Raw genomic sequence first — 18,919 nt, 5'->3', positions numbered from 1 at the left:
GATTACACCGTCTGGTTCACAATCCCCGATGAATACCGGGCGGTTTGCTCCCTTAGGCGACGCAAAATAACTAGCATTTCCTCATCGGGTATCTGGCGAATGATATCCCCAGTATCCGCTTCATATATTGTTACAACATCTCGACCAGATTCTTCGTCAACGCGAAACGATAAGCCTTTATTGATCGACGAGATGAAGTCATTCATCTGCTGAACAATTCTTTCACGCTCTGCCCTGTTAAGCTTTTGGCGCTCTTTCGAGGCTTCTATCGCTTTTTCAACAGTCTGAGTCGCTTTTTCACTTATCTCCTTAGTAGAGACCTGTTCCTTTTCCGAGGAAACTTGCTGTACATCGTATTTTGAAGCAAGTTTAGTGCCACTATCTGAGCCATAAGGCTGGATGTTCGATGTGTAGGATGGTATTTCCATAACGATCTCCCTTCCACCTTAGCAGGTTACAACATACTGTTGCACCAATAAGCTCCTATCGAACCTATCGATTAACCTAATAAGCTAAGAGCTGCCGACGGAGACTGCTTGGCTTGCGCTAGAACAGATGTACTCGCTTGCTGAAGAATCTGCGACTTAGTCATTTGCGTAGTTTCTTTCGCATAGTCGGTATCAACGATCCGGCTTCTAGACGCATTAACGTTTTCGTTAATATTGTCTAAGTTGCTGATAGCGTGGCCAAAACGGTTTTGGAATGCACCCAGTTCAGCACGCTGACTGTCTACCGTTTTCAAAGCACCATCAATGACAGATACAGCTAGCTGAGAACCCGCCACGGTGGAAACATCGACATCAGCGACAGTACGATCTTGCCCTGCACCAAAACCAATTTCACCACCAAGTCCCCCGCCAATTGTCACATCTGTCGCGACTTTGTTGGAAGCTGCGAAAAGTTGAAGCTTGCCTTCTTCACCTACAGAAGCTTTCACATCTTCACTTTGACCATTAATGTACGTAGCAAGCTGCTCGATATCGTCGCCAGCTTTTGCATTTATGGTGAGTGTTTTTGCCTCTCCATGTACATCAGTATAGTCGAGAGTAAGGTCAGTTGCCCCAGCAGATACCGCCCAATCCGGTGCTTTACCATTTTGAGCAATATACGCCTTACCGCCCATTCCAACTGTATCGGAGCGCATACTGCCCATAGAAAGCTGAACCGCTTCCCCTGAGCTTGCTCCAATCTGGAAAGACTGAGTGCCAAACATGCCGTTAAGCAGCTTGTTACCACCAAAAGAGGTGGTTTCTGCAATACGGTTAAGCTCATCATTCAGTGCGGTAACTTCTTCTTGAATTGCAACACGTTCCGAACGGGAGTTCGATCCGTTTGAAGATTGCAAAGACAGGTCACGCATACGTTGTAGTATGTTGGTGGTCTCGTTCATCGCACCTTCAGCGGTTTGAGCAATCGAGATACCGTCATTGGCATTTTTCACAGCCATGTCTAAGCCACGGCTTTGCGCATTCAAGCGGTTGGATATTTGAAGGCCAGCAGCATCATCACGGGCACTGTTAATTTTGTAACCCGAAGATAGACGCTCCATCGATTTCTGCATGCCATCAGTCGCACCATTAAGGTAGCGCTGAGCAGTCATCGCAGACACGTTCGTGTTTACGTTAATTGCCATATTTGATCTCCTTAGGCATTAAGGTGATGTGTTTCAGCGTCTCTCACCTCGCATCCACACATCTCATTTCTCTCAATCCTTTAACGGCGAACAAAAAAATACCTTTAGAAAAATAATTTCCATTTTTGGTACTTTTTTACTCACAGAACGAGATTTGTTTTAGAGATCAAAAAGTTAACACAAACAAAAAAATCCAGCCTAAGCTGGATTTTTGTGATTAAGATCGGCTTTAGCCTAGTAGGCTTAGTGCCGAGTTTGGTGCCTGCTTCGCTTGAGCAAGGATTGAGCTTGATGCTTGTGAAAGAATTTGTGACTTAGTAAGTGCCGTTGTCTCTTTCGCGAAGTCTGTATCTTTAATGCGGCTCTTAGAAGCATTTACATTTTCGTTAATGTTGTCTAAGTTGCTGATAGCGTGTGAGAAACGGTTTTGGAAAGCACCTAACTCAGCACGGTGGCTATCTACGTATTTCAGTGCTGAATCGACAATAGCCACTGACTCTTGAGCACCACCCACCGACGTAACGTCAATAGTATCAACAGTAACTGCTGTACCAGCGCCTATGCTCAGCTCACCAGCTAGACCACCGCCAAAACTTACAGGGCCGTCAACTTTATCTGTACCAGCGAATACTTGCAGGCGACCTTCTTCATCTACCGATGCTGTGACTTGATCAGTTTGACCGTTGATGTAAGTCGCTAGCTCTTCAATATCATCACCTTCTTTCGCGGTAATGTTGATTGTTTGCTGTTGACCTGCTGTATCAGTAAGAGTGATCGCTAAGTCATTTGCACCAGCTTGAACACTCCAATCTTTGTCTTTACCATTCGCTGCTTGGTATGCAGTACCACCCATGCCGACGTTATCAGAGCGCATATCGTTCAGTGTTAGCATTACCGCCTCACCGTTATCTGCACCTATCTGCATAGATTTAGTTGTGAACGTACCGTTTAGTAGCTTGTTACCACCAAATGAAGTCGTTTCAGCGATACGGTTTAGCTCATCGTTTAATGCCGTTACTTCTTCTTGAATCGCAACACGCTCAGACTTAGAGTTTGAACCGTTCGCAGATTGTAGTGATAGGTCACGCATACGTTGAAGAATGTTTGTAGTTTCATTCATCGCACCTTCAGCAGTTTGCGCGATAGAGATACCATCGTTCGCGTTACGTACAGCAACATCAAGACCACGGCTTTGAACGTTTAAGCGATTCGAGATTTGAAGACCCGCTGCGTCGTCTTTTGCACTGTTGATCTTAAAACCAGATGACAAACGCTCCATTGAAGTCTGTTGAGCATTAGTCGCGCTATTTAGGTAACGCTGAGCTGTCATTGCTGATACGTTAGTGTTTACATTTACTGCCATGGTGATTTCTCCATTTGATTTTCCGATGTAACCGGTTTCCGACGTCTCGGAAAACCAAAGTCGTTTTCTCTTAAAGTTACTTTTATTAACGGCGTGAATAAGAAAACCTTGAGGATTTTTTTGAGTTTTTTTTGAAAAAAGTTCATTTGGTAGGGAAAGCGTGACTAAAGGGAGAAAACTGCAAATTAAGTAATTTTTTCGCTAAAGCTTTCGATTCGCTTGTCGATAACATTCTCTTTTTTGAGAATTAGCCCAATAAAGTTAAAGCAAGATTCGGCTGTTGCTTCGCCTGAGCCAAGATAGAAGTGCTCACCTGTTGTAAGATCTGCTGCTTAACTAGCTGAGTGGTTTCTTTGGCGTAGTCAGTATCTTTGATACGGCTATTCGAAGCCGACAAGTTTTCATTAACGTTAGAGAGATTATTAATGGCGTGATTGAAACGATTTTGCATCGCACCTAATTCAGCTCGGTGGCTATCAACATATTTAAGAGCAGTATCAATCACTGAGATTGCACGTTGGGCCCCCCCAACCAGGGAAATATCTATATTATCAACGGCTTCATAGCCATCAAGGTTCATATTTAGTTGGCTCGCCAAACTGCCAGAAAACGAGATGGTGCCTGAAGTTTCATGGCCCGCCATAAAGATTTGCAGTTGTCCTTCTTCATTAACCGATGCAGAAACCTTATCAGTTTGACCGTTAATATAGGTCGCTAACTCTTCAATGTCGTCACCGATTTTTGCTTCGATATTTATCGACTCTTGCTGGCCTTGGGCATTAGTATATTCCATCACCAATTGATCGTTACCCTGCGTGACTTGCCAGTTATTATCTGCTTTGCCTGCGGCAAGATAGCTAAAGCCCCCCATATCCAGACTGTCAGAACGCATATTTTTTAGCGACACTTGTACCGCTTCACCCGAACTTGCTCCAATCTGAAAAGAAGAGGAGGAAAACGAGCCATTGAGCAGTTTTCGACCACCAAAAGAGGTGGTTTCAGCAATTCTATTCAATTCATCGTTTAAAGCAGCCATTTCTTCTTGTAATGCAACTCGTTCCGCATGACTATTTGAACCATTAGCCGATTGCAATGACAGATCTCGCATCCGTTGCAGAAGGTTGGTGGTTTCATTCATCGCTCCTTCTGCCGTTTGCATTATAGATATTCCATCATTGGCATTACGCATAGCCACGTCTAAACCACGCATCTGTGATTCAAGACGATTTGAAATCTGTAGGCCAGCAGCATCATCTTTAGCACTGTTAATACGATACCCTGAAGAGAGTCTCTCCAGAGATTGATTCAGCATGTCTGTCGCATTGGTCAAGTGCCGCTGAGCAGTCATTGCTGAGACATTAGTATTAACAGTAATGGTCATAAAGTGATGATGTCCTTTCTCGGGTTACTCTCTTTATCGGCAAATACAGGTTTTCTTTAACGAATAAATGCAAAAAACCGAACACTAAAGTTCGGTTTTAAATCGTTGAAGTATAGATAATTGTATCGTTCTACTTAAGCTTTAAACTCGCAAGCATATCACTTGAAGGTACAAACAAGTATGCGCCCGTTACGGCTTTGGTAAAACGCAGGAGTTGGTCCGTTTTACCGTCCGTAACACCATACATGCTTTCTAGCATCGCTTTAAAATTGTGCAGTGTATTGCAATACGCGATAAACAACAGACCATGCTCACCAGAAACACTACCGTAAGGCAAACTATGACGAACAATCTTCAACCCTTTGCCCTCTTCTTTAATATCGACTCGCCCTACATGCGACGCTGCAGGAACATCATCCAGTTCAATTGAGTCAGGCTTAGTACGTCCGATCACTTTCTCTTGCGCGGAAACATTAAGGCGGTTCCAAGAAGGCAGATCATGAATAAAACGCTGCACCATAACATAGCTTCCACCAGCAAACTCCCCTTGTGGAATGATCGCTACTTCCTCACGCTGAGCTTGTTTCGGGTTTTCCGTACCATCGACAAAATCCGTCATATCACGTGAATCTAGATAGCGGTAGCCGTAAGTTTCATCAATGACGGAAACATCTTCAGACACTAGCGCAAAGAGCTTACGCAACAGGTAAAAATGCAGGTCATGACGGTTCGAGTGACAGTGAATCAATACATCAACATCAGAACTAGGCGCAACTGCATCGCCTTCACCAAGTTGTGGGAAGTCGATGAGCTCTGCTGGCATAGCCACATCAAGCTTGCTCCAAAATGCCTTAGTAAAACCAATCGACAGGGTTAACTCTGCACCGGGTTGCTGCTTATTGAGTTCTTCAACTAGAGTCGGTAGAGCTTGAAGCTGCTCCAACACTTTGGTTTCGTTTTGATTGACCTTAAGCAAGGTGTATTGCGCGAAAGGACCTGCTTCAGGAAGAATTGCACTTTGAGGGTATGACATTTTTAATTCCTCACTCGATTTTTTTGCTCAGTGTATTTCGTTATTAATTTTGTATATTGATGGCGATCATCACTGGGGAAGTTTACTGTGTCGGAACTTTCCGAAAGCTATCTCTGACACTACGACTCTTTGCGAAGTAAATAATCAACCATAATAGCAACAACATCACAGCGCCATTTGTCCAGCTAAATGCGCCATGGACTAGATAGACATGATACAAAGTTTGAGACAGTTGAGCAGCTGCGGTCACAAGCGTAATCCCTCTGCCGTATGCCACTAAGTGATTTATCCATGCTCGCTCTGGGCTGCGCAGACTCACCATCCACATTAATAGGATACTCGGAATCCCCATCGCTAGCCCGAGATAAAGCATATTGTGATCAGGGTAAACTATCGAAAGAATTTTACTGCCACTCTCGCGGCTAGCACCGGCGACCACAAACACGACCCAAGCTTTGGCTAAGAACAGCCACGCTAACCAAACCAGTTTCGGCGCTCTTAAAAAACCATGTTTATCATATTGCTCTAACGAGTAACGCACTGCTATGTCACTGCTTGAATTCAATTAGACTCCACTCTATACCAATTAGCGTATTTTGCTATCAGTTATTGCATATTAGAGTGATAGATAATAGCGAATAGCCACAGCGAGATTATTGCTGATGCTTGGTTCGGACTCGTTTAAACGAAACGACAAAAAAGAGCAGAAGAAGCAAAGCAGGCGCTAACCAAAGTAGTGCATTGCTAGCGCTAAAGGCCGGCTTATAAAGAACAAATTCGCCATATCGAGCTGTCATAAAATCAATCACTTGCTGCTCACTTTGTCCTTGGTTGATTTTACTAAACACAATCAAGCGTAGGTCTTTCGCGATCGGCGAGTTGGACTCGACTAAATTTTGGTTCTGACACTGGGGGCAACGTAGCGATTTTGCCAGTTCAATAGCAACCTTTTGTTTATGTGGCGAATCGAATTGAAACAGCTCGACTTGAACGTTTTGCTCTGTCGTAGCCGCGGCAAAGACATCTTGGTTTGCACTCGCAAGACTTAGTGGCGCTACTATCGAAAGTAATAACAACAGAGACTGCACAACAGCCAGCCTTAAGTTCATGAGTTCTCCCCACCAGCAAAGAAGTCAGCAAAATGCTTGTCCCATACATTTTGATTCAGAACACCGAGGTGTTTATAAACAATCGCCCCACTTTGATCGACGAGGTAAGTTTCTGGCGTTCCCACTACTCCGAGATCAAGAGAGAGAATACCTTTGGGATCGAACATAACTTCACTATAGGGGTTACCAAGCTGGCCAAGATAATTTACCGCACCTGAGCGTTGATCACGGTAATTTAATCCAATGATAGGAATGCCGAATTTCGCTAGCTGGTTGAGGTAAGCATGTTCTTTACGACATACGCCACACCATGATGCCCATACATTCACTAGCTGATATTCATGACGGAATAGCTGTGTGCTTTGCGCTTGTGCCTGCTTCATAAGCAGCGCTATCGATTGTTCCGGAAACTGCCTAACCACGGGCTGGGAGGCTGGACCAAACTGCTGGGTGTTCAGTCCTGCGATAAGAAAGCCAATAAAACCCATTAAAATCACGCTAAAGAGAGTAATTTTATGCTTGCTTGATAAAGCCATGAGCCACTTCCTTTCGTCGACGAGAGAGAAAAGGTAACACAGCACCGAGCATAGCGACTAGCACCCCGCCCCAAATCCAACTGATATACGCCTTATATTGGATCTTGACCGCATAAGAATCGGCATCAACTTTGCTGCCTAGCGTCACATAGTAGTCACCATGCCAAAATGGCCGGATTGCAGGCTCACTCATATTCATCACCCGAACAGGATAATGACGACGCTCTGGTATCAAGGTAAAGCTTCGCTGCTCGGAAGAGAATCTCAATTTCGCCTGTTCAGCGCTATAGTTAGCGCCAATAACCCAATGAGTATCAAGGTATTCAACTTGCCACTCACCAAATTCTAAAGTGCTACCCGCTGCCATTTTATGGTTCACTTCGAAAGAGTGTTCTGCATTCATCACTGCGCCAATACTGCTTATCGCCAAACCAATGTGAGCAAGCACCATAAAGGTAAGCTTTTGCTGCTTTACCACCAATAGCAAGTGACTGATTATCACCCAAGCCCCTAGCCCCCAGACCACAGAGACAGCTAGCGAGAACCACATATCTTGCAACCAATACATCACCATGCCGACGAGCATGGAGGTGATAAATAACAAGATGATCTGCTGTTTGGAATAGTGACTGCCTTTATGCCACTTGAGTAATGGAACCAATCCTATACCAATGAGAGCAAGCAGAACTAAAGGTAAGAACAAGGTATTAAAATAAGGAGCACCAACCGATACCGAGCCTAACCCGACAAGTTCATACACCATAGGGTAGAAAGTACCGAGAAAAACTGTAAACGCCGCCACCGCTAGCATGCCGACAGAAGCGATGGCAAGATAGCTGCGCCCAAAGAGCGATTGAACATGTTGACTCTTGATTGCCTCGCCTCGCTCAAACAACAAGGCAAATGAGCCAATCAAGGTCACGGCGAGAATCACTAACAGAGCAATACCTTTACCGGGATCCACCGCAAAAGCGTGTACTGATGTAAGTACGCCAGAGCGCACAATAAAAGTGCCTAGAATACTCAGGCTAAAAGTCACTAATGCTAGCGCCAGTGCAGTTCTTCGCTGCTGTTGATAGCGGCTAGCTGCAAGTAAAGCGTGCAGTAATGCAGTCCCTGTTAACCACGGCAAAAGTGACGCATTCTCAACAGGGTCCCAGAACCACCAGCCTCCCCAGCCTAGTTCATTATAGGCCCACCATGAACCCACCAAAATGCCCAGCGTCAAAAACGCCCACGCAGATATTGCCCAAGGAGTCGCGAGCTTTACCCAATCATCGACGAATCTTTCCTGCATTAAGGCTGCGAGGGCAAATGCCAACACGGTAGAAAAACCGATATACCCCAAATAGAGCAGCGGTGGATGGAAGATCAATCCGATATCTTGCAGCATTGGATTGAGGTCTCGACCTTGCTCTAACCAAACTTCAGCATAAGAGAATGGATTAGAAGCGATCAGGGTGAACCAGGCAAACGCAGCGATAAACAGCTGCATCACCCACAGCACATCATCGAGGTATTTTTTGCAAGTCTGTTGAACAAAAGAGATACAGGCCGACCAGATAGTTAAAGTGAAAACCCAAAATAGCATCGACCCTTCATGTCCTCCCCACACCGCGGCAATTTTGAAGAAATCAGGCAGCGCTGTGTTCGAGTGAGAGGCGACATAATGAAACTGGAACTGATCACTAACAAATAGGTAGCCAAGAACGACAAGACTTAACGACGCAACAACGCCATTAAGCCTTGCTAACAATGATAAAGAGAGCGCGGCACTTCGCTGTTGCCATTTATTCCATGCATAAGCCGCCGAGATAAGCGAACTTGAAACCGCGACCCAGACTAATGCAAAGTGTCCTAGCTCTCCGACCATACTTACACTACCGTCATCTGGCCTGCGTAGAGGATAAAGGTTCGTAACATAAGTACACCGACCAAGCTTAAGGTGGTCACCATAAAGATATACCCACCATTATGACGCGTCTCTTTTGGCGCAACCGCATTAAGCGTCAAAGGTAAAAGCATGCCGATTAACACCACCCCAAACCAGAACCAGTTCGACCAGAAGCCACCACCGATCGCATTCCAAGCCGCAACTTCATTCTGACCACCACTGAAGATAAGCCCGGTAAAGAAGGTGACTAACACAAACAGTTCAAACAGCACCACTGGTCGCTCGAAACTATGCACCCAAGAAACACTTGGACTTGTCGCAGACTCTTTGAACACTAAGATGCCAAACATCAAACAAGCAGCCGCTCCAGATGAAAGACTGGAGAACAAGAACAAAATCGGCAACACTGGATTGTTCAGCATTGGGTATGTTTTCAATGCTGAAAGCAGGAAGCCCGTATAAGCAGCAAGAACAACCGCAAGGAAGCCTAAAAAGAGTTCAATTGCATTGTTGTATTTGCCCGATTTAATTAAGAATCCATCGACAAAATCGAGCAATTTACTAGGCAGTTTACCTTCAGCGAAACCGATGATTTGATGACGGAATAGAATACCAATCCAGATAAACAAGACGATCATGTAGACCTGGAATAGGATAACCCCCATTGACATCACGGAGTTCATATTGAAGTAAATCATGATCTTCCAGAACTCTAAAGGCTTGGTAAGGTGGAAAATCAAGATCGTCAGACCCGAGATGATACCAAATGGCGCTAACCATGCCATTGCCTTCAAGATACCGTTGTTCGCCGGATCCCCTTCAATCACTTTGCGCCTTAGATAAAGCGCAATCATTACCGCCCCTGCAGACATACCCGCTAAGAACAGGTAAACCGCAATAATCCAATCCCACACCAGAGAGTCAAAGTGGAATGCACTTTCAAAACCAGTCATGATTAAACCTCCCCTTTCTGATGAGGCACTTTGTACAATTTAGGCTTAGTGCCTAAGTGTGCCTTGTCTCGATAAACGACTTCGCTGTTTAACACTTGGTTAATTTCGCTGTTTGGATCGTTAAGGTCACCAAATATCAGTGCCTTAGTTGGGCAAGACTCAACACAAGCAGGTAATTTGCCCTTGGCAAGGTTGGTATCGCGGCAGAAGTTACATTTATCAGCCGAGTGATCTTCAGGGTTAAAGAAACGCACTTGATACGGACAAGCAGCTAAACAGTAGCCACAGCCAACGCATTTCTCTTTATGGACATCAACAATACCTGTTTTCTCATCTTTGTACGCCGCACCTGTTGGGCAGACATAGACGCAAGGAGGATTTTCACAATGCTGACAAGATTTGCGGGTAAAACGGTAATCAACATTCGGGAACTCACCCTGTGGTTCGCTGCGTATAATTTCGAGGCGTGATACCCCTTCAGGAACCTTATTCACATCACGACATGCATCCGTACAAGCGGTACAACCGATACAGGCGGTTTCATCATGAACCATCCCGTAGAGCTTGTTGCCATCTTGTTCAACATTAGCGAGTGTTTTTCGACTACTGATAACAGCGGTTCCCGCCACACCCGTAGTGAAGATAACCGCGCCTGCGCCAGTTAAGAAGTTTCGTCTTGAGCAACTCATACTACTTCTCCTCTTCTTTTAGCTGGGTAATATCCGAGTGACAATCCACGCACATCTTGATTTTGTCCTTACGTTCTAGGCTAAGAACTTTCGACTTCTTCTCCGCGTGAACATTGTGGCAATTTGAACAGGTAAGATTTTTGGCATGCACGTCATGCGTCCAGCTCGCTTTATGTAACCGCTCTGAAGTATGACAGTTGGTACACTGGCTATTTGCATCAAGTATTCCCTGATGCGGCATTTGCACCTTGTCGCTTCCCATCTGCGATTGAGCTGGCGCGTACTTAGTCACGACTGGCGCCCCTTCACGATGGTCAGGCCCGATGTTGCCGTGACAGGTGGTACAGTTCAGCGTTTTGCCGATCTGCTCAAATTTCTCAGTGGTGTGCGTTTGATGGATGGTCTGCTGCGAATCCTTATGACATTGGATACACTTATAATCCTTGTCACGGATAAGCGTGACTTCATGACGTGCGGATTTGTCTTCAGACTGCACTGTTGAAGTATCGGCTACGGCATGAAGAGAATAACCATAGAGGCAAAATGCTAGAAGTGACTTAAGCATTATGACTATGGCCAACTTTATATTGCCCATATTATCCTTTCCTTATTCCGTACTAATTCGTAAAACAATCAACAAATTAAAAATACGGTTAAAAATTAAAATCCTTCAATGCGCTCAAAGCACATCAAATGAGATCAATTCTTATTTTGGAAAAGCCACAACGCTAATAAATTATATATTACAACGCCTACACTAAAGGGGTAGGCAAAACTGTTCAAAATTCGATCTCAATCACCCTATCAATATAAAGGGCAATGTTGTAAGTCATTGATGATAATAGTTTTCATTTCTTGTACAGACACACACCAACTAACCCTAAAGGGGTATAGGTAGATGAATTTGAACTGGATCACTAGTTAAAATTGATCTTAAACAATTAAGTACTATTACTAAGTTATTTATTTTATTTCTATTTATTACAATATATTTCAGTTCTCCAATTCTTAGTTTGGAATATAGCCAGTTCACAACGCTGCTAATAAAAAACAGAATACGGAGATAGCACTGTGAATAAATTGCATTGGATACCAAAATCCGCTGCAGCATTAGCAATTGTGGCCACTTCACTCATGAGTGTCACAAGCTTTGCTGCATCCGAAGAAAAAGGCTTAATTGATCCTCGCAACGATGCGTATGAGCAACAGCACCCTGATCAATACCACTCTTGGAAAGCCACCTCAGAAAGCGAACATATCGAAGACGCACTTGCAGAAGATCCGAATATGGTGATTTTGTGGGCTGGCTATGGTTTCGCTAAAGATTACAACAAGGCTCGTGGCCACTTTTACGCGGTGGATGATGTGCGCCAAACATTACGTACCGGTGCGCCGCAAGATGAAACTTCCGGTCCAATGCCAATGGCATGTTGGAGCTGTAAAAGCCCAGACGTAGGTCGCGTAATCGATGAACGCGGTGAAGACGGCTACTTTAAAGGCAAATGGGCCCGTTTAGGTGACCAAATTAACAACCCTATTGGTTGTGCAGACTGTCACGATACACGTAGTGAAGAGTTCAAGAATGGTGAGCCAGCACTTGCGTTGGCAAAACCTTATGTTGAACGCGCATTTAAGGCGATAGACAAACCTTTTGAGCAACAATCTCGCCTTGATCAACAAGCCTCTGTCTGTGGTCAGTGCCACGTAGAGTACTACTTCACAGGTCCAAACAAGTCCGTCAAATTCCCATGGGATATGGGCACCACTGTCGATGATATGGAAGAGTACTACGACGCACTTGGCTTTAAAGATTGGACGCACAAGGTTTCTAAAGCACCGATGTTAAAAGCGCAACACCCAGGTTACGAAACATGGCGTGATGGCATTCATGGTAAGAACAAAGTGGCGTGTGTCGACTGTCATATGCCAAAAGTGACCAAAGAAGATGGCACTGTCTACACCGATCATAAAGTCGGTAACCCATTTGATCGCTTCGAAGACACTTGTGCAAATTGTCATACGCAGTCTAAAGATCAGCTACGTGACATTGTTTCTACTCGCAAAGCTCAAGTGCTCAACATGAAGCTGACCGCTGAGAAGCAAATTGTTGCTGCTCACTTCGAAGCGGGCGCAGCTTGGAAAGCCGGTGCCACGGAAGAAGAGATGAAAGATATTCTTCAAGATATCCGCCACGCTCAATGGCGCTGGGACTATGCTATCGCCTCACACGGTGTACATATGCACGCTCCAGAAGTCGCACTTGAAGTATTAGGTACAGCGGTAGACCGCGCGGCAGATGCTCGCACCAAGATTGTTCGCCTATTGGCTAAGAAAGGCATCACAGATCCTGTAGAGCTGCCTGATATCTCGACTAAAGCCGCTGCACAACAAGCACTGGGTATGGATATGGATAAGATGAACTCTGATAAAGAGAACTTCTTAAAAACTGTGGTCCCAGAGTGGAAGAAAGCCGCGGAACAACGCGAAGCTAGCTACGAGCAATAAGTCACTAGAGCGTTAATAGACAAAGCCAGCAATTGCTGGCTTTGTTATTTTATAGCGACACTGAATGACGTTTAGATTGAGATGACTCTTCTCACACCCGGTTTACTGTAATGTCCGACACATAGCCATTACCTAGCCCAGTGAGCGCACCGTAGATCATTGATGCTGCATCTTGCACAGACATAAAACCATCGGTATTTAACGCCTTGCCACTGGTCATCCAGAATTCCGTCGCCATTCCACCCGGGTATACGGCAACAATCTTCATTGGCTGACCTTTTAGCTCCAGACGGACGGATTCGATAAGCCCTTTCACTGCCCACTTCACCGCGCAATAGGTTGACTCTTGAGCTTTGGGTTGCTGCGCCGCCGTAGACATAACCATAACTAACGTAACGGGTTGCGCTTTGTAGCGTTTTACTGACTCACGCACAACATTGATGGCTGAACTGAGATTATTTTTAATTAGCGCTTCAATCTGCTCAGGGTTTTGTTCTTCTAGCAAGCCAAAGTAGCCACTGCCAGCACAATGAATAATTTTGTCTGGCACTTCATCCAGTTGCTCAAACAGTGACTCAACATCATTGTGGTTGGCGAGATCGCATGCTTGGTAAGTGGTGTTAGAGGACAACTGACTGGTGACATGCAGTAACTTTTGTTCACTCCTCCCTGTTAGGTGGATTCGCGCATCTTGTTCATCATATTGCTTCGCTAATGCGGCACCTAACCCACTGCTAGCGCCAGTGATAACTATCATTATTCTTCCTTCTCTATTCTCTCAATCGCAGCTTACCCGTTATTCAGAGCTTTTGCTTGGTTCAAAGATCGAATCACCATTTCACGATCCAATTCAGGATGATTAGAGTCAAGCATACGCGTCCAAGTATCTATCGCTTCTTGGTAACGGAAACTAATAAAATGGTCGCTAGCAATCAAGGTTAAGGCGGTGAGATTATTAGCTTCTATAACCAACGCTTGTTCAAGTAGAGACGAGACTTCAGGTGTCATTCTCTGCTTATGAACATAGTAAAGGGCGGTTGCTTTTGCCGCTAGCTGGTTAGCGGACGGTGGATGGCTTAATCGAACTGCATAGTCAAAACAGGTCAAAGCAGAGGGAAAATCTTGATTGTTGAGATAGCCATGTCCGAGTTGAAACCAAAGCTCAGCTTGATTTGGGTCTTGCTTGAGCTGATCTTGCAAAGACGACATCCACTCTTGATGAGTCTGCTGCGGCTCAAGCTCTGCAATGGGTGCAGGTGGCTGGCCTTGAAGCCAAATATACACAGGTACGGCAATTACCAAGCTGGCGAGTAAAACTCGTTTCATCAGCACTCCAAAGCTTTTGTTCATTACTGACAAAGTATATCCTGTTAGGATAAATACATCTTTGATCTAGCAAGACCTATCAATATGAAAAATAAAGTGGTTCCTTCTCAAGAAACACAACAAGAAGCGATGAAGATTGCCAAAGCAACGCAAAAGCCTGGTCAAACAAAAGAACAAACAAAGCTGATTGCGCAAGGTATCGAGAAAGGTATCGCCCAATACAAAAAACAGCAGAAAGAGCGCTCTCGACAAGCGGATAAAGCGAAGAAAAAGGCGCAAAAGGCAAAGAGAGTTGAACAAGATGTAAGCATAGACAACACACAAGTTGAAGTTGAAAGCCAAGAAATCAACAGCAAACGTTCAATATTACCTTGGGTGTTACTCGTCATCAGTTGGATAGGATTTATTGCCTATGTTGGCCAAAACTAAATACATTGTATTCGCAGCCACTCTTGCTGTGCTCGCTGGATGTTCAACACCAACCGCCAAATTGGATCCAGATGCCAGTGGAGTACATCTGCGCCTAGATGCTCAGTTTAATGCCGACGATTGTCAGTGGCTAGGAGAAGTAACGGGAAGCGAAGGTCACTGGTACAGTTATATCTTCTTCCCTAATGATGTGATGGTGCGCGGTGCTCTGAATGACATTAAAAATCAAGCATTTGATCTAGGTGCTAACACTGTTTATCTGGTTCAACCGCAAGATTTTATTTCCTCATTCACGGTAATGGGCAATGCCTACAACTGTCCTGAAAAAAGTAGCAACCAATAGCAACAAACCTAGCGTTTAAAGGCTAGGTTTGTGTATTCAATTCATTCGCCTAAAAGCCAAGGCTTGCAGCGATGTCAGTCTCCCTTTCTAGAACCCATTGACTGTCAAAAGGTCCCCAATCGGATAGCTGATAATAGCCATCGTTATGGCGTCGTCCATCTTGGACAAACATCAATTCAATGCCAATCCCCGGTAAAGCCTTAATCACGTCTTGGATAGTACGACGTGGCCAACCTGTTTGCTCAATTAATTTGGGTACATTTGGACGCTCTAGATTTTCAACAAGCAGTGCAAGATACAAGCGCCTTGCAAAAACAGGACTCAATTCCATTGATATCTCCTTAAAATTTCTAGAGTCATTATTTCTGTTTTGCTCGTAAGTGTGTTGAGTTTGATCAAAAACTCGACGATCGCCTTTGCCTGAAACACATTTTTTTTGCTCAATGAAATATATACATCACACTTTTGTCTCGCTCCTCACTTCCTGCTAGGATGCAAAAACAAACTAAAAAACAACAAGGGCAGATTGCCCAAAGTCACTTTCAAAGGTTCCACTATGACAATCACCATGTATGGCATTCCTAACTGCGACACAATCAAAAAAGCCAAAAAATGGCTTGAAGCTGAAGGAGTGGAATACAATTTTCACGATTACCGTAAGCAAGGTATCGACAAAGCTTTGGTAGAAACTTTCTGCCAACAACTTGACTGGGAAAACGTTCTCAACAAGCGCGGCACAACCTACCGCCAACTGACTCAAGAACAAAAAGAGTCGCTAAACGAAGCGAACGCAATTGAGCTTTTAGTTGAGCAGCCAGCAATGATCAAACGCCCAATTCTGGTTTCAGGTGCTGAATACCATCTAGGCTTCAAAGCTGACCAATACGCTACTATTTTTTCATAATTTTTCGTAAGGATTTCAAGGATGACAGATAGCCCAACTCTGGCTCTCGCAAAAAATTTAATTAGTCGCCAATCGGTAACACCTGAAGACGCAGGCTGCCAAGAGGTAATGATTGAGCGACTTAAAGCACTGGGCTTCGAAATTGAAGTCATGGTGTTTGAGGATACCACCAACTTCTGGGCTCGCCGTGGTACACAAGCTCCCCTATTCGCATTTGCTGGTCACACAGATGTCGTGCCAGCTGGTAAATTGGAGCTATGGGACACCCTTCCCTTTGAACCAACCATCAAAGATGGCTTCTTGCACGGTCGCGGCGCAGCCGATATGAAAGGTTCTCTGGCAAGTATGATTGTGGCGGTTGAACAGTTCATTGCTGATAACCCAGATCACAAGGGTTCGATTGGTTTCTTAATCACATCAGATGAAGAAGGCCCTTTTATTAACGGAACAGTCCGTGTGGTTGAAACACTGATGGAGCGCGGCGAAAACATCGACATGTGTATTGTCGGTGAGCCTTCAAGCACTGAGATTGTGGGTGATGTCGTGAAGAATGGTCGCCGTGGGTCTATTACTGGCGATCTTACAGTCAAAGGAATTCAAGGCCATGTCGCCTACCCACACCTGGCGAAAAACCCGGTTCACCAATCTCTGATGGCTATCCATGAATTGGCAACCACTGAGTGGGATAAAGGCAATGCCTACTTCCCACCAACCAGTTTCCAGATCCCTAATGTCCATGCAGGCACGGGCGCATCAAATGTCATTCCTGGCGAGTTTAACGTTCAGTTCAACTTGCGATTTAGTACTGAGCTAAACAACGATGCCATTGTTTCTCGTGTAACTGAAACATTAAACAAGCATGACTTAGACTATGATCTTAAATGGACGTTTAATGGCGACCCGTTCCTGACCGATACCGGTGCGCTACTTGATGCAGTGGTTGATGCGGTAGATGCGGTTAACCAAACTAAGCCTGCGCTGCTGACGACAGGCGGTACTTCTGACGGTCGATTTATTGCCCGTATGGGTGGCCAGGTGGTTGAGCTAGGTCCAGTAAACGCTACCATTCACAAAGTGAACGAGTGCGTTAAGGTTTCAGACTTAGAAAAACTGACCGAGATGTACCAAAAAACATTGGAAAACCTATTAGCTTAATCATGACACCAGAGCAACTGACAGGTCAATCCACCAGCCATCTGGTTGAAACTGTGGTTGGTCAAAAAGCATTCTTGGTTCACGCTGCAGTGAGCCAAGATTTACTGGCACTGAAACAGTCAGCCACTGAGGCTGGATTTAATTTCAATATCGCCAGTGGCTTTCGCGATTTTGATCGCCAAACCACGATCTGGAATAACAAGATGTCGGGAAAAACTGACATCTTGGACAGCGATAGCCAAGTAATTAACACTGAATCTTTGTCTGAAGCAAATAAGGTTATCGCGATTCTTCGTTGGTCAGCCTTACCTGGCGGCAGTCGCCATCACTGGGGAACAGATTTTGATGTGTTTGATCGAGATAGCTTACCTCAGGGTGAAGCACTCAAGTTGGAACCTTGGGAGTATCTCACTGGACATCAGAAAGCCTTTTATGATTGGTTAAGCCGCAATCTACATGATTATGGGTTCTTTTTTCCTTATGCCCAAGATCTCGGTGGTGTCGCGGTTGAACCTTGGCATATCAGCCATAAAGACGTGGCCGAGCAATGCTTAAAGCAGTTAGATGCATCGACACTCAAACAACAGCTTGCCTCAACGTCGATTTTGGGTAAGAAGACGGTGTTAGAACAGCTCGAAACGATCTACAATCAGTTTATTAGCAATATTTCAAAATAGGTGCTGTGATGGATTTACTGACTAACCCATGGGTTATTATTGTTATTGTGTTGAGCGTCGTAATAGGCAACATTGCAGCCCTTAAATACACAGCCAATATGAAGTTTGGTCAGTCTGAAAAGAAACCACACATCGATGGCGAAGAGACGACTCCAGAGTCGCAAGACTCCAAAAAAGACGCTTAAATTAGCGTCTTTTTTATTTTCAAGTGTTATTTGAGGTGATCCCAGGAGATATTAGAGACAATTCGGCAATCATCGCACTTAAAGTAGAAGATATCGTGTAATGGCTCATCTAATAGCCACTCACCGCCGCACTTAGGACATTTACGTGCTTTTTCGTCTGCGAGACTTTGTCCACCGACTCGATACTGATAGTAGTATGTTGGTATCTTAGTGATATATTCGATGCGACCGCGTAAATCCCAACCACGCTTAAATAGTACACTGTCTATATCACAAATCTCATGCAACGCAGCATGCTCGGCTCGGCAACCACCAGCCATCTGTATTTCATCACACGCTTGCCACTCGGTCTGCCATTTTACCACCGCTTTATGATCACCATTTAACGTCGCTTCATTGCGATAAAGTGGGATAGGTAATAGTGTTTCACCACTTCTTAGCGGAGAGCAGGTATGAACATACGTGGTATACAGCACCTGCCAACTTGGTTGCTCCTCTTCCGCAGCCTCCTCAGAATTAAGGTCACGACCAAGAAGACGCATTTTAGGCGCAAGTAGACTTGCCTCAGACAGGCGGTTCAAGCAAACCTTTACAAAGTCAGAATGGTAGCTTGGGTGTAAACTGTCTTGCTCGGGGCAAACCACTCGAGCAAAAAACTCGCCTTCCCCCATCACAATTGGAAACTCACGCCCCAACACTTGACCGTTATAACGCAGAGCATCCATTAAGCCATTAATCGCTTTGTCGACCGCACTAATCGTGGTGTTATCAAAACACTCAAACTGAAGTTCTACAACGTACATG

Annotated in this window: 23 protein-coding genes; 7 read left to right on the top strand and 16 right to left on the bottom strand. The window is 44.8% G+C overall.

The window, feature by feature from the left end; translation table 11 throughout:
• Nucleotides 1-2: 2 nt before the first annotated feature.
• The 12 genes from flaG to nrfB all read right to left on the bottom strand — a co-directional run bounded on the left by flaG (nucleotide 3) and on the right by nrfB (nucleotide 11,186).
• Nucleotides 3-428 (bottom strand): flagellar protein FlaG, encoded by a 426-nt coding sequence (flaG, locus tag ZX61_RS21635; protein WP_049846650.1) that lies wholly within the window; start codon nucleotides 426-428, stop codon nucleotides 3-5.
• A gap of 71 nt (nucleotides 429-499) precedes the next feature.
• Nucleotides 500-1,633 (bottom strand): flagellin, encoded by a 1,134-nt coding sequence (locus ZX61_RS21630; RefSeq protein ID WP_049846649.1) that lies wholly within the window; start codon nucleotides 1,631-1,633, stop codon nucleotides 500-502.
• A gap of 229 nt (nucleotides 1,634-1,862) precedes the next feature.
• Nucleotides 1,863-2,996, bottom strand: a complete 1,134-nt coding sequence (locus ZX61_RS21625) for a flagellin (protein WP_049846648.1) — start codon at nucleotides 2,994-2,996, stop codon at nucleotides 1,863-1,865.
• A gap of 247 nt (nucleotides 2,997-3,243) precedes the next feature.
• Complete coding sequence (locus tag ZX61_RS21620) at nucleotides 3,244-4,377, bottom strand: flagellin (protein WP_049846647.1); 1,134 nt, start codon at nucleotides 4,375-4,377, stop codon at nucleotides 3,244-3,246.
• A 130-nt stretch (nucleotides 4,378-4,507) separates the two neighbouring features.
• Nucleotides 4,508-5,410 carry a Dyp-type peroxidase gene (locus ZX61_RS21615; RefSeq protein ID WP_049846646.1) on the bottom strand — a complete coding sequence of 301 codons (903 nt, stop codon included), beginning with the start codon at nucleotides 5,408-5,410 and terminating at the stop codon, nucleotides 4,508-4,510.
• An 82-nt stretch (nucleotides 5,411-5,492) separates the two neighbouring features.
• Nucleotides 5,493-5,951 (bottom strand): DUF2919 domain-containing protein, encoded by a 459-nt coding sequence (locus ZX61_RS21610; RefSeq protein ID WP_049846999.1) that lies wholly within the window; start codon nucleotides 5,949-5,951, stop codon nucleotides 5,493-5,495.
• 112 nt (nucleotides 5,952-6,063) lie between these two features.
• On the bottom strand, nucleotides 6,064-6,519 hold the full coding sequence (nrfF, locus tag ZX61_RS21605; protein ID WP_049846645.1) for a heme lyase NrfEFG subunit NrfF: 456 nt from the start codon (nucleotides 6,517-6,519) through the stop codon (nucleotides 6,064-6,066).
• The gene (locus tag ZX61_RS21600; RefSeq protein WP_004744443.1) at nucleotides 6,516-7,055 is read right to left on the bottom strand and encodes a DsbE family thiol:disulfide interchange protein; all 540 of its coding nucleotides are present in this window, start codon (nucleotides 7,053-7,055) and stop codon (nucleotides 6,516-6,518) included. Before ZX61_RS21600 ends, nrfF begins: the two co-directional genes overlap by 4 nt.
• Nucleotides 7,033-8,928: a heme lyase CcmF/NrfE family subunit gene (locus ZX61_RS21595; RefSeq protein WP_049846644.1), complete on the bottom strand. Its 1,896-nt coding sequence runs from the start codon at nucleotides 8,926-8,928 to the stop codon at nucleotides 7,033-7,035. The genes ZX61_RS21600 and ZX61_RS21595 overlap by 23 nt, the downstream gene beginning before the upstream one ends.
• 2 nt (nucleotides 8,929-8,930) lie before the next feature.
• Nucleotides 8,931-9,902: a cytochrome c nitrite reductase subunit NrfD gene (gene nrfD, locus ZX61_RS21590; protein ID WP_049846643.1), complete on the bottom strand. Its 972-nt coding sequence runs from the start codon at nucleotides 9,900-9,902 to the stop codon at nucleotides 8,931-8,933.
• Nucleotides 9,903-9,904: 2 nt separating this feature from the next.
• Nucleotides 9,905-10,591 carry a cytochrome c nitrite reductase Fe-S protein gene (gene nrfC / locus ZX61_RS21585; protein ID WP_049846642.1) on the bottom strand — a complete coding sequence of 229 codons (687 nt, stop codon included), beginning with the start codon at nucleotides 10,589-10,591 and terminating at the stop codon, nucleotides 9,905-9,907.
• Between the two features lies 1 nt (nucleotide 10,592).
• Complete coding sequence (nrfB, locus tag ZX61_RS21580) at nucleotides 10,593-11,186, bottom strand: cytochrome c nitrite reductase pentaheme subunit (protein ID WP_004744439.1); 594 nt, start codon at nucleotides 11,184-11,186, stop codon at nucleotides 10,593-10,595.
• Between the two features lie 476 nt (nucleotides 11,187-11,662).
• Between nrfB and nrfA the strand changes: the two genes are divergently transcribed.
• Nucleotides 11,663-13,096, top strand: a complete 1,434-nt coding sequence (gene nrfA, locus ZX61_RS21575) for an ammonia-forming nitrite reductase cytochrome c552 subunit (protein WP_049846641.1) — start codon at nucleotides 11,663-11,665, stop codon at nucleotides 13,094-13,096.
• 91 nt (nucleotides 13,097-13,187) lie between these two features.
• Here the strand turns inward: nrfA and ZX61_RS21570 are convergent, their stop codons facing one another.
• Nucleotides 13,188-13,853 carry an SDR family NAD(P)-dependent oxidoreductase gene (locus ZX61_RS21570; protein ID WP_049846640.1) on the bottom strand — a complete coding sequence of 222 codons (666 nt, stop codon included), beginning with the start codon at nucleotides 13,851-13,853 and terminating at the stop codon, nucleotides 13,188-13,190.
• 32 nt (nucleotides 13,854-13,885) lie between these two features.
• Nucleotides 13,886-14,422, bottom strand: coding sequence for a TPR domain-containing protein (locus ZX61_RS21565; RefSeq protein WP_049846998.1), 537 nt, complete (start codon nucleotides 14,420-14,422; stop codon nucleotides 13,886-13,888).
• Nucleotides 14,423-14,506: 84 nt separating this feature from the next.
• Here ZX61_RS21565 and ZX61_RS21560 point away from each other — a divergent pair, with 84 nt between their 5' ends.
• Nucleotides 14,507-14,851 (top strand): DUF2956 domain-containing protein, encoded by a 345-nt coding sequence (locus tag ZX61_RS21560; protein ID WP_049846639.1) that lies wholly within the window; start codon nucleotides 14,507-14,509, stop codon nucleotides 14,849-14,851.
• Nucleotides 14,835-15,194, top strand: a complete 360-nt coding sequence (locus ZX61_RS21555) for a DUF4156 domain-containing protein (RefSeq protein WP_049846638.1) — start codon at nucleotides 14,835-14,837, stop codon at nucleotides 15,192-15,194. Before ZX61_RS21560 ends, ZX61_RS21555 begins: the two co-directional genes overlap by 17 nt.
• Before the next feature lie 49 nt (nucleotides 15,195-15,243).
• Here the strand turns inward: ZX61_RS21555 and ZX61_RS21550 are convergent, their stop codons facing one another.
• Nucleotides 15,244-15,525, bottom strand: coding sequence for a winged helix-turn-helix domain-containing protein (locus ZX61_RS21550; RefSeq protein WP_049846637.1), 282 nt, complete (start codon nucleotides 15,523-15,525; stop codon nucleotides 15,244-15,246).
• A gap of 225 nt (nucleotides 15,526-15,750) precedes the next feature.
• Between ZX61_RS21550 and ZX61_RS21545 the strand changes: the two genes are divergently transcribed.
• Genes ZX61_RS21545 through ZX61_RS23860 form a run of 4 tightly spaced genes read left to right on the top strand, consistent with a single transcriptional unit; the run spans nucleotide 15,751 to nucleotide 18,115 of the window.
• Entirely contained in the window at nucleotides 15,751-16,098 is a 348-nt protein-coding gene (locus tag ZX61_RS21545) for an ArsC family reductase (protein WP_049846636.1), read from the top strand.
• Nucleotides 16,099-16,119: 21 nt separating this feature from the next.
• Nucleotides 16,120-17,253: a succinyl-diaminopimelate desuccinylase gene (gene dapE, locus ZX61_RS21540; protein ID WP_049846635.1), complete on the top strand. Its 1,134-nt coding sequence runs from the start codon at nucleotides 16,120-16,122 to the stop codon at nucleotides 17,251-17,253.
• A 2-nt stretch (nucleotides 17,254-17,255) separates the two neighbouring features.
• Complete coding sequence (locus ZX61_RS21535) at nucleotides 17,256-17,930, top strand: M15 family metallopeptidase (RefSeq protein WP_200904266.1); 675 nt, start codon at nucleotides 17,256-17,258, stop codon at nucleotides 17,928-17,930.
• A gap of 8 nt (nucleotides 17,931-17,938) precedes the next feature.
• A complete protein-coding gene (locus ZX61_RS23860) occupies nucleotides 17,939-18,115 on the top strand; it encodes a DUF2897 family protein (RefSeq protein WP_064490115.1) in 177 nt (58 codons plus the stop codon).
• 26 nt (nucleotides 18,116-18,141) lie between these two features.
• Here ZX61_RS23860 and ZX61_RS21530 read toward each other — a convergent pair whose 3' ends face one another.
• Nucleotides 18,142-18,918, bottom strand: a complete 777-nt coding sequence (locus ZX61_RS21530) for a Zn-ribbon-containing protein (RefSeq protein WP_049846633.1) — start codon at nucleotides 18,916-18,918, stop codon at nucleotides 18,142-18,144.
• Nucleotide 18,919 lies beyond the last annotated feature (1 nt).

Origin of the sequence: Vibrio sp. VPAP30, from assembly GCF_001188205.1 — a bacterium.
Classification (GTDB): Bacteria; Pseudomonadota; Gammaproteobacteria; order Enterobacterales; family Vibrionaceae; genus Vibrio; species Vibrio bivalvicida.
Note: the sequence above shows the minus strand (reverse complement) of the source record. Positions and strands in the feature narration are given on the sequence as shown.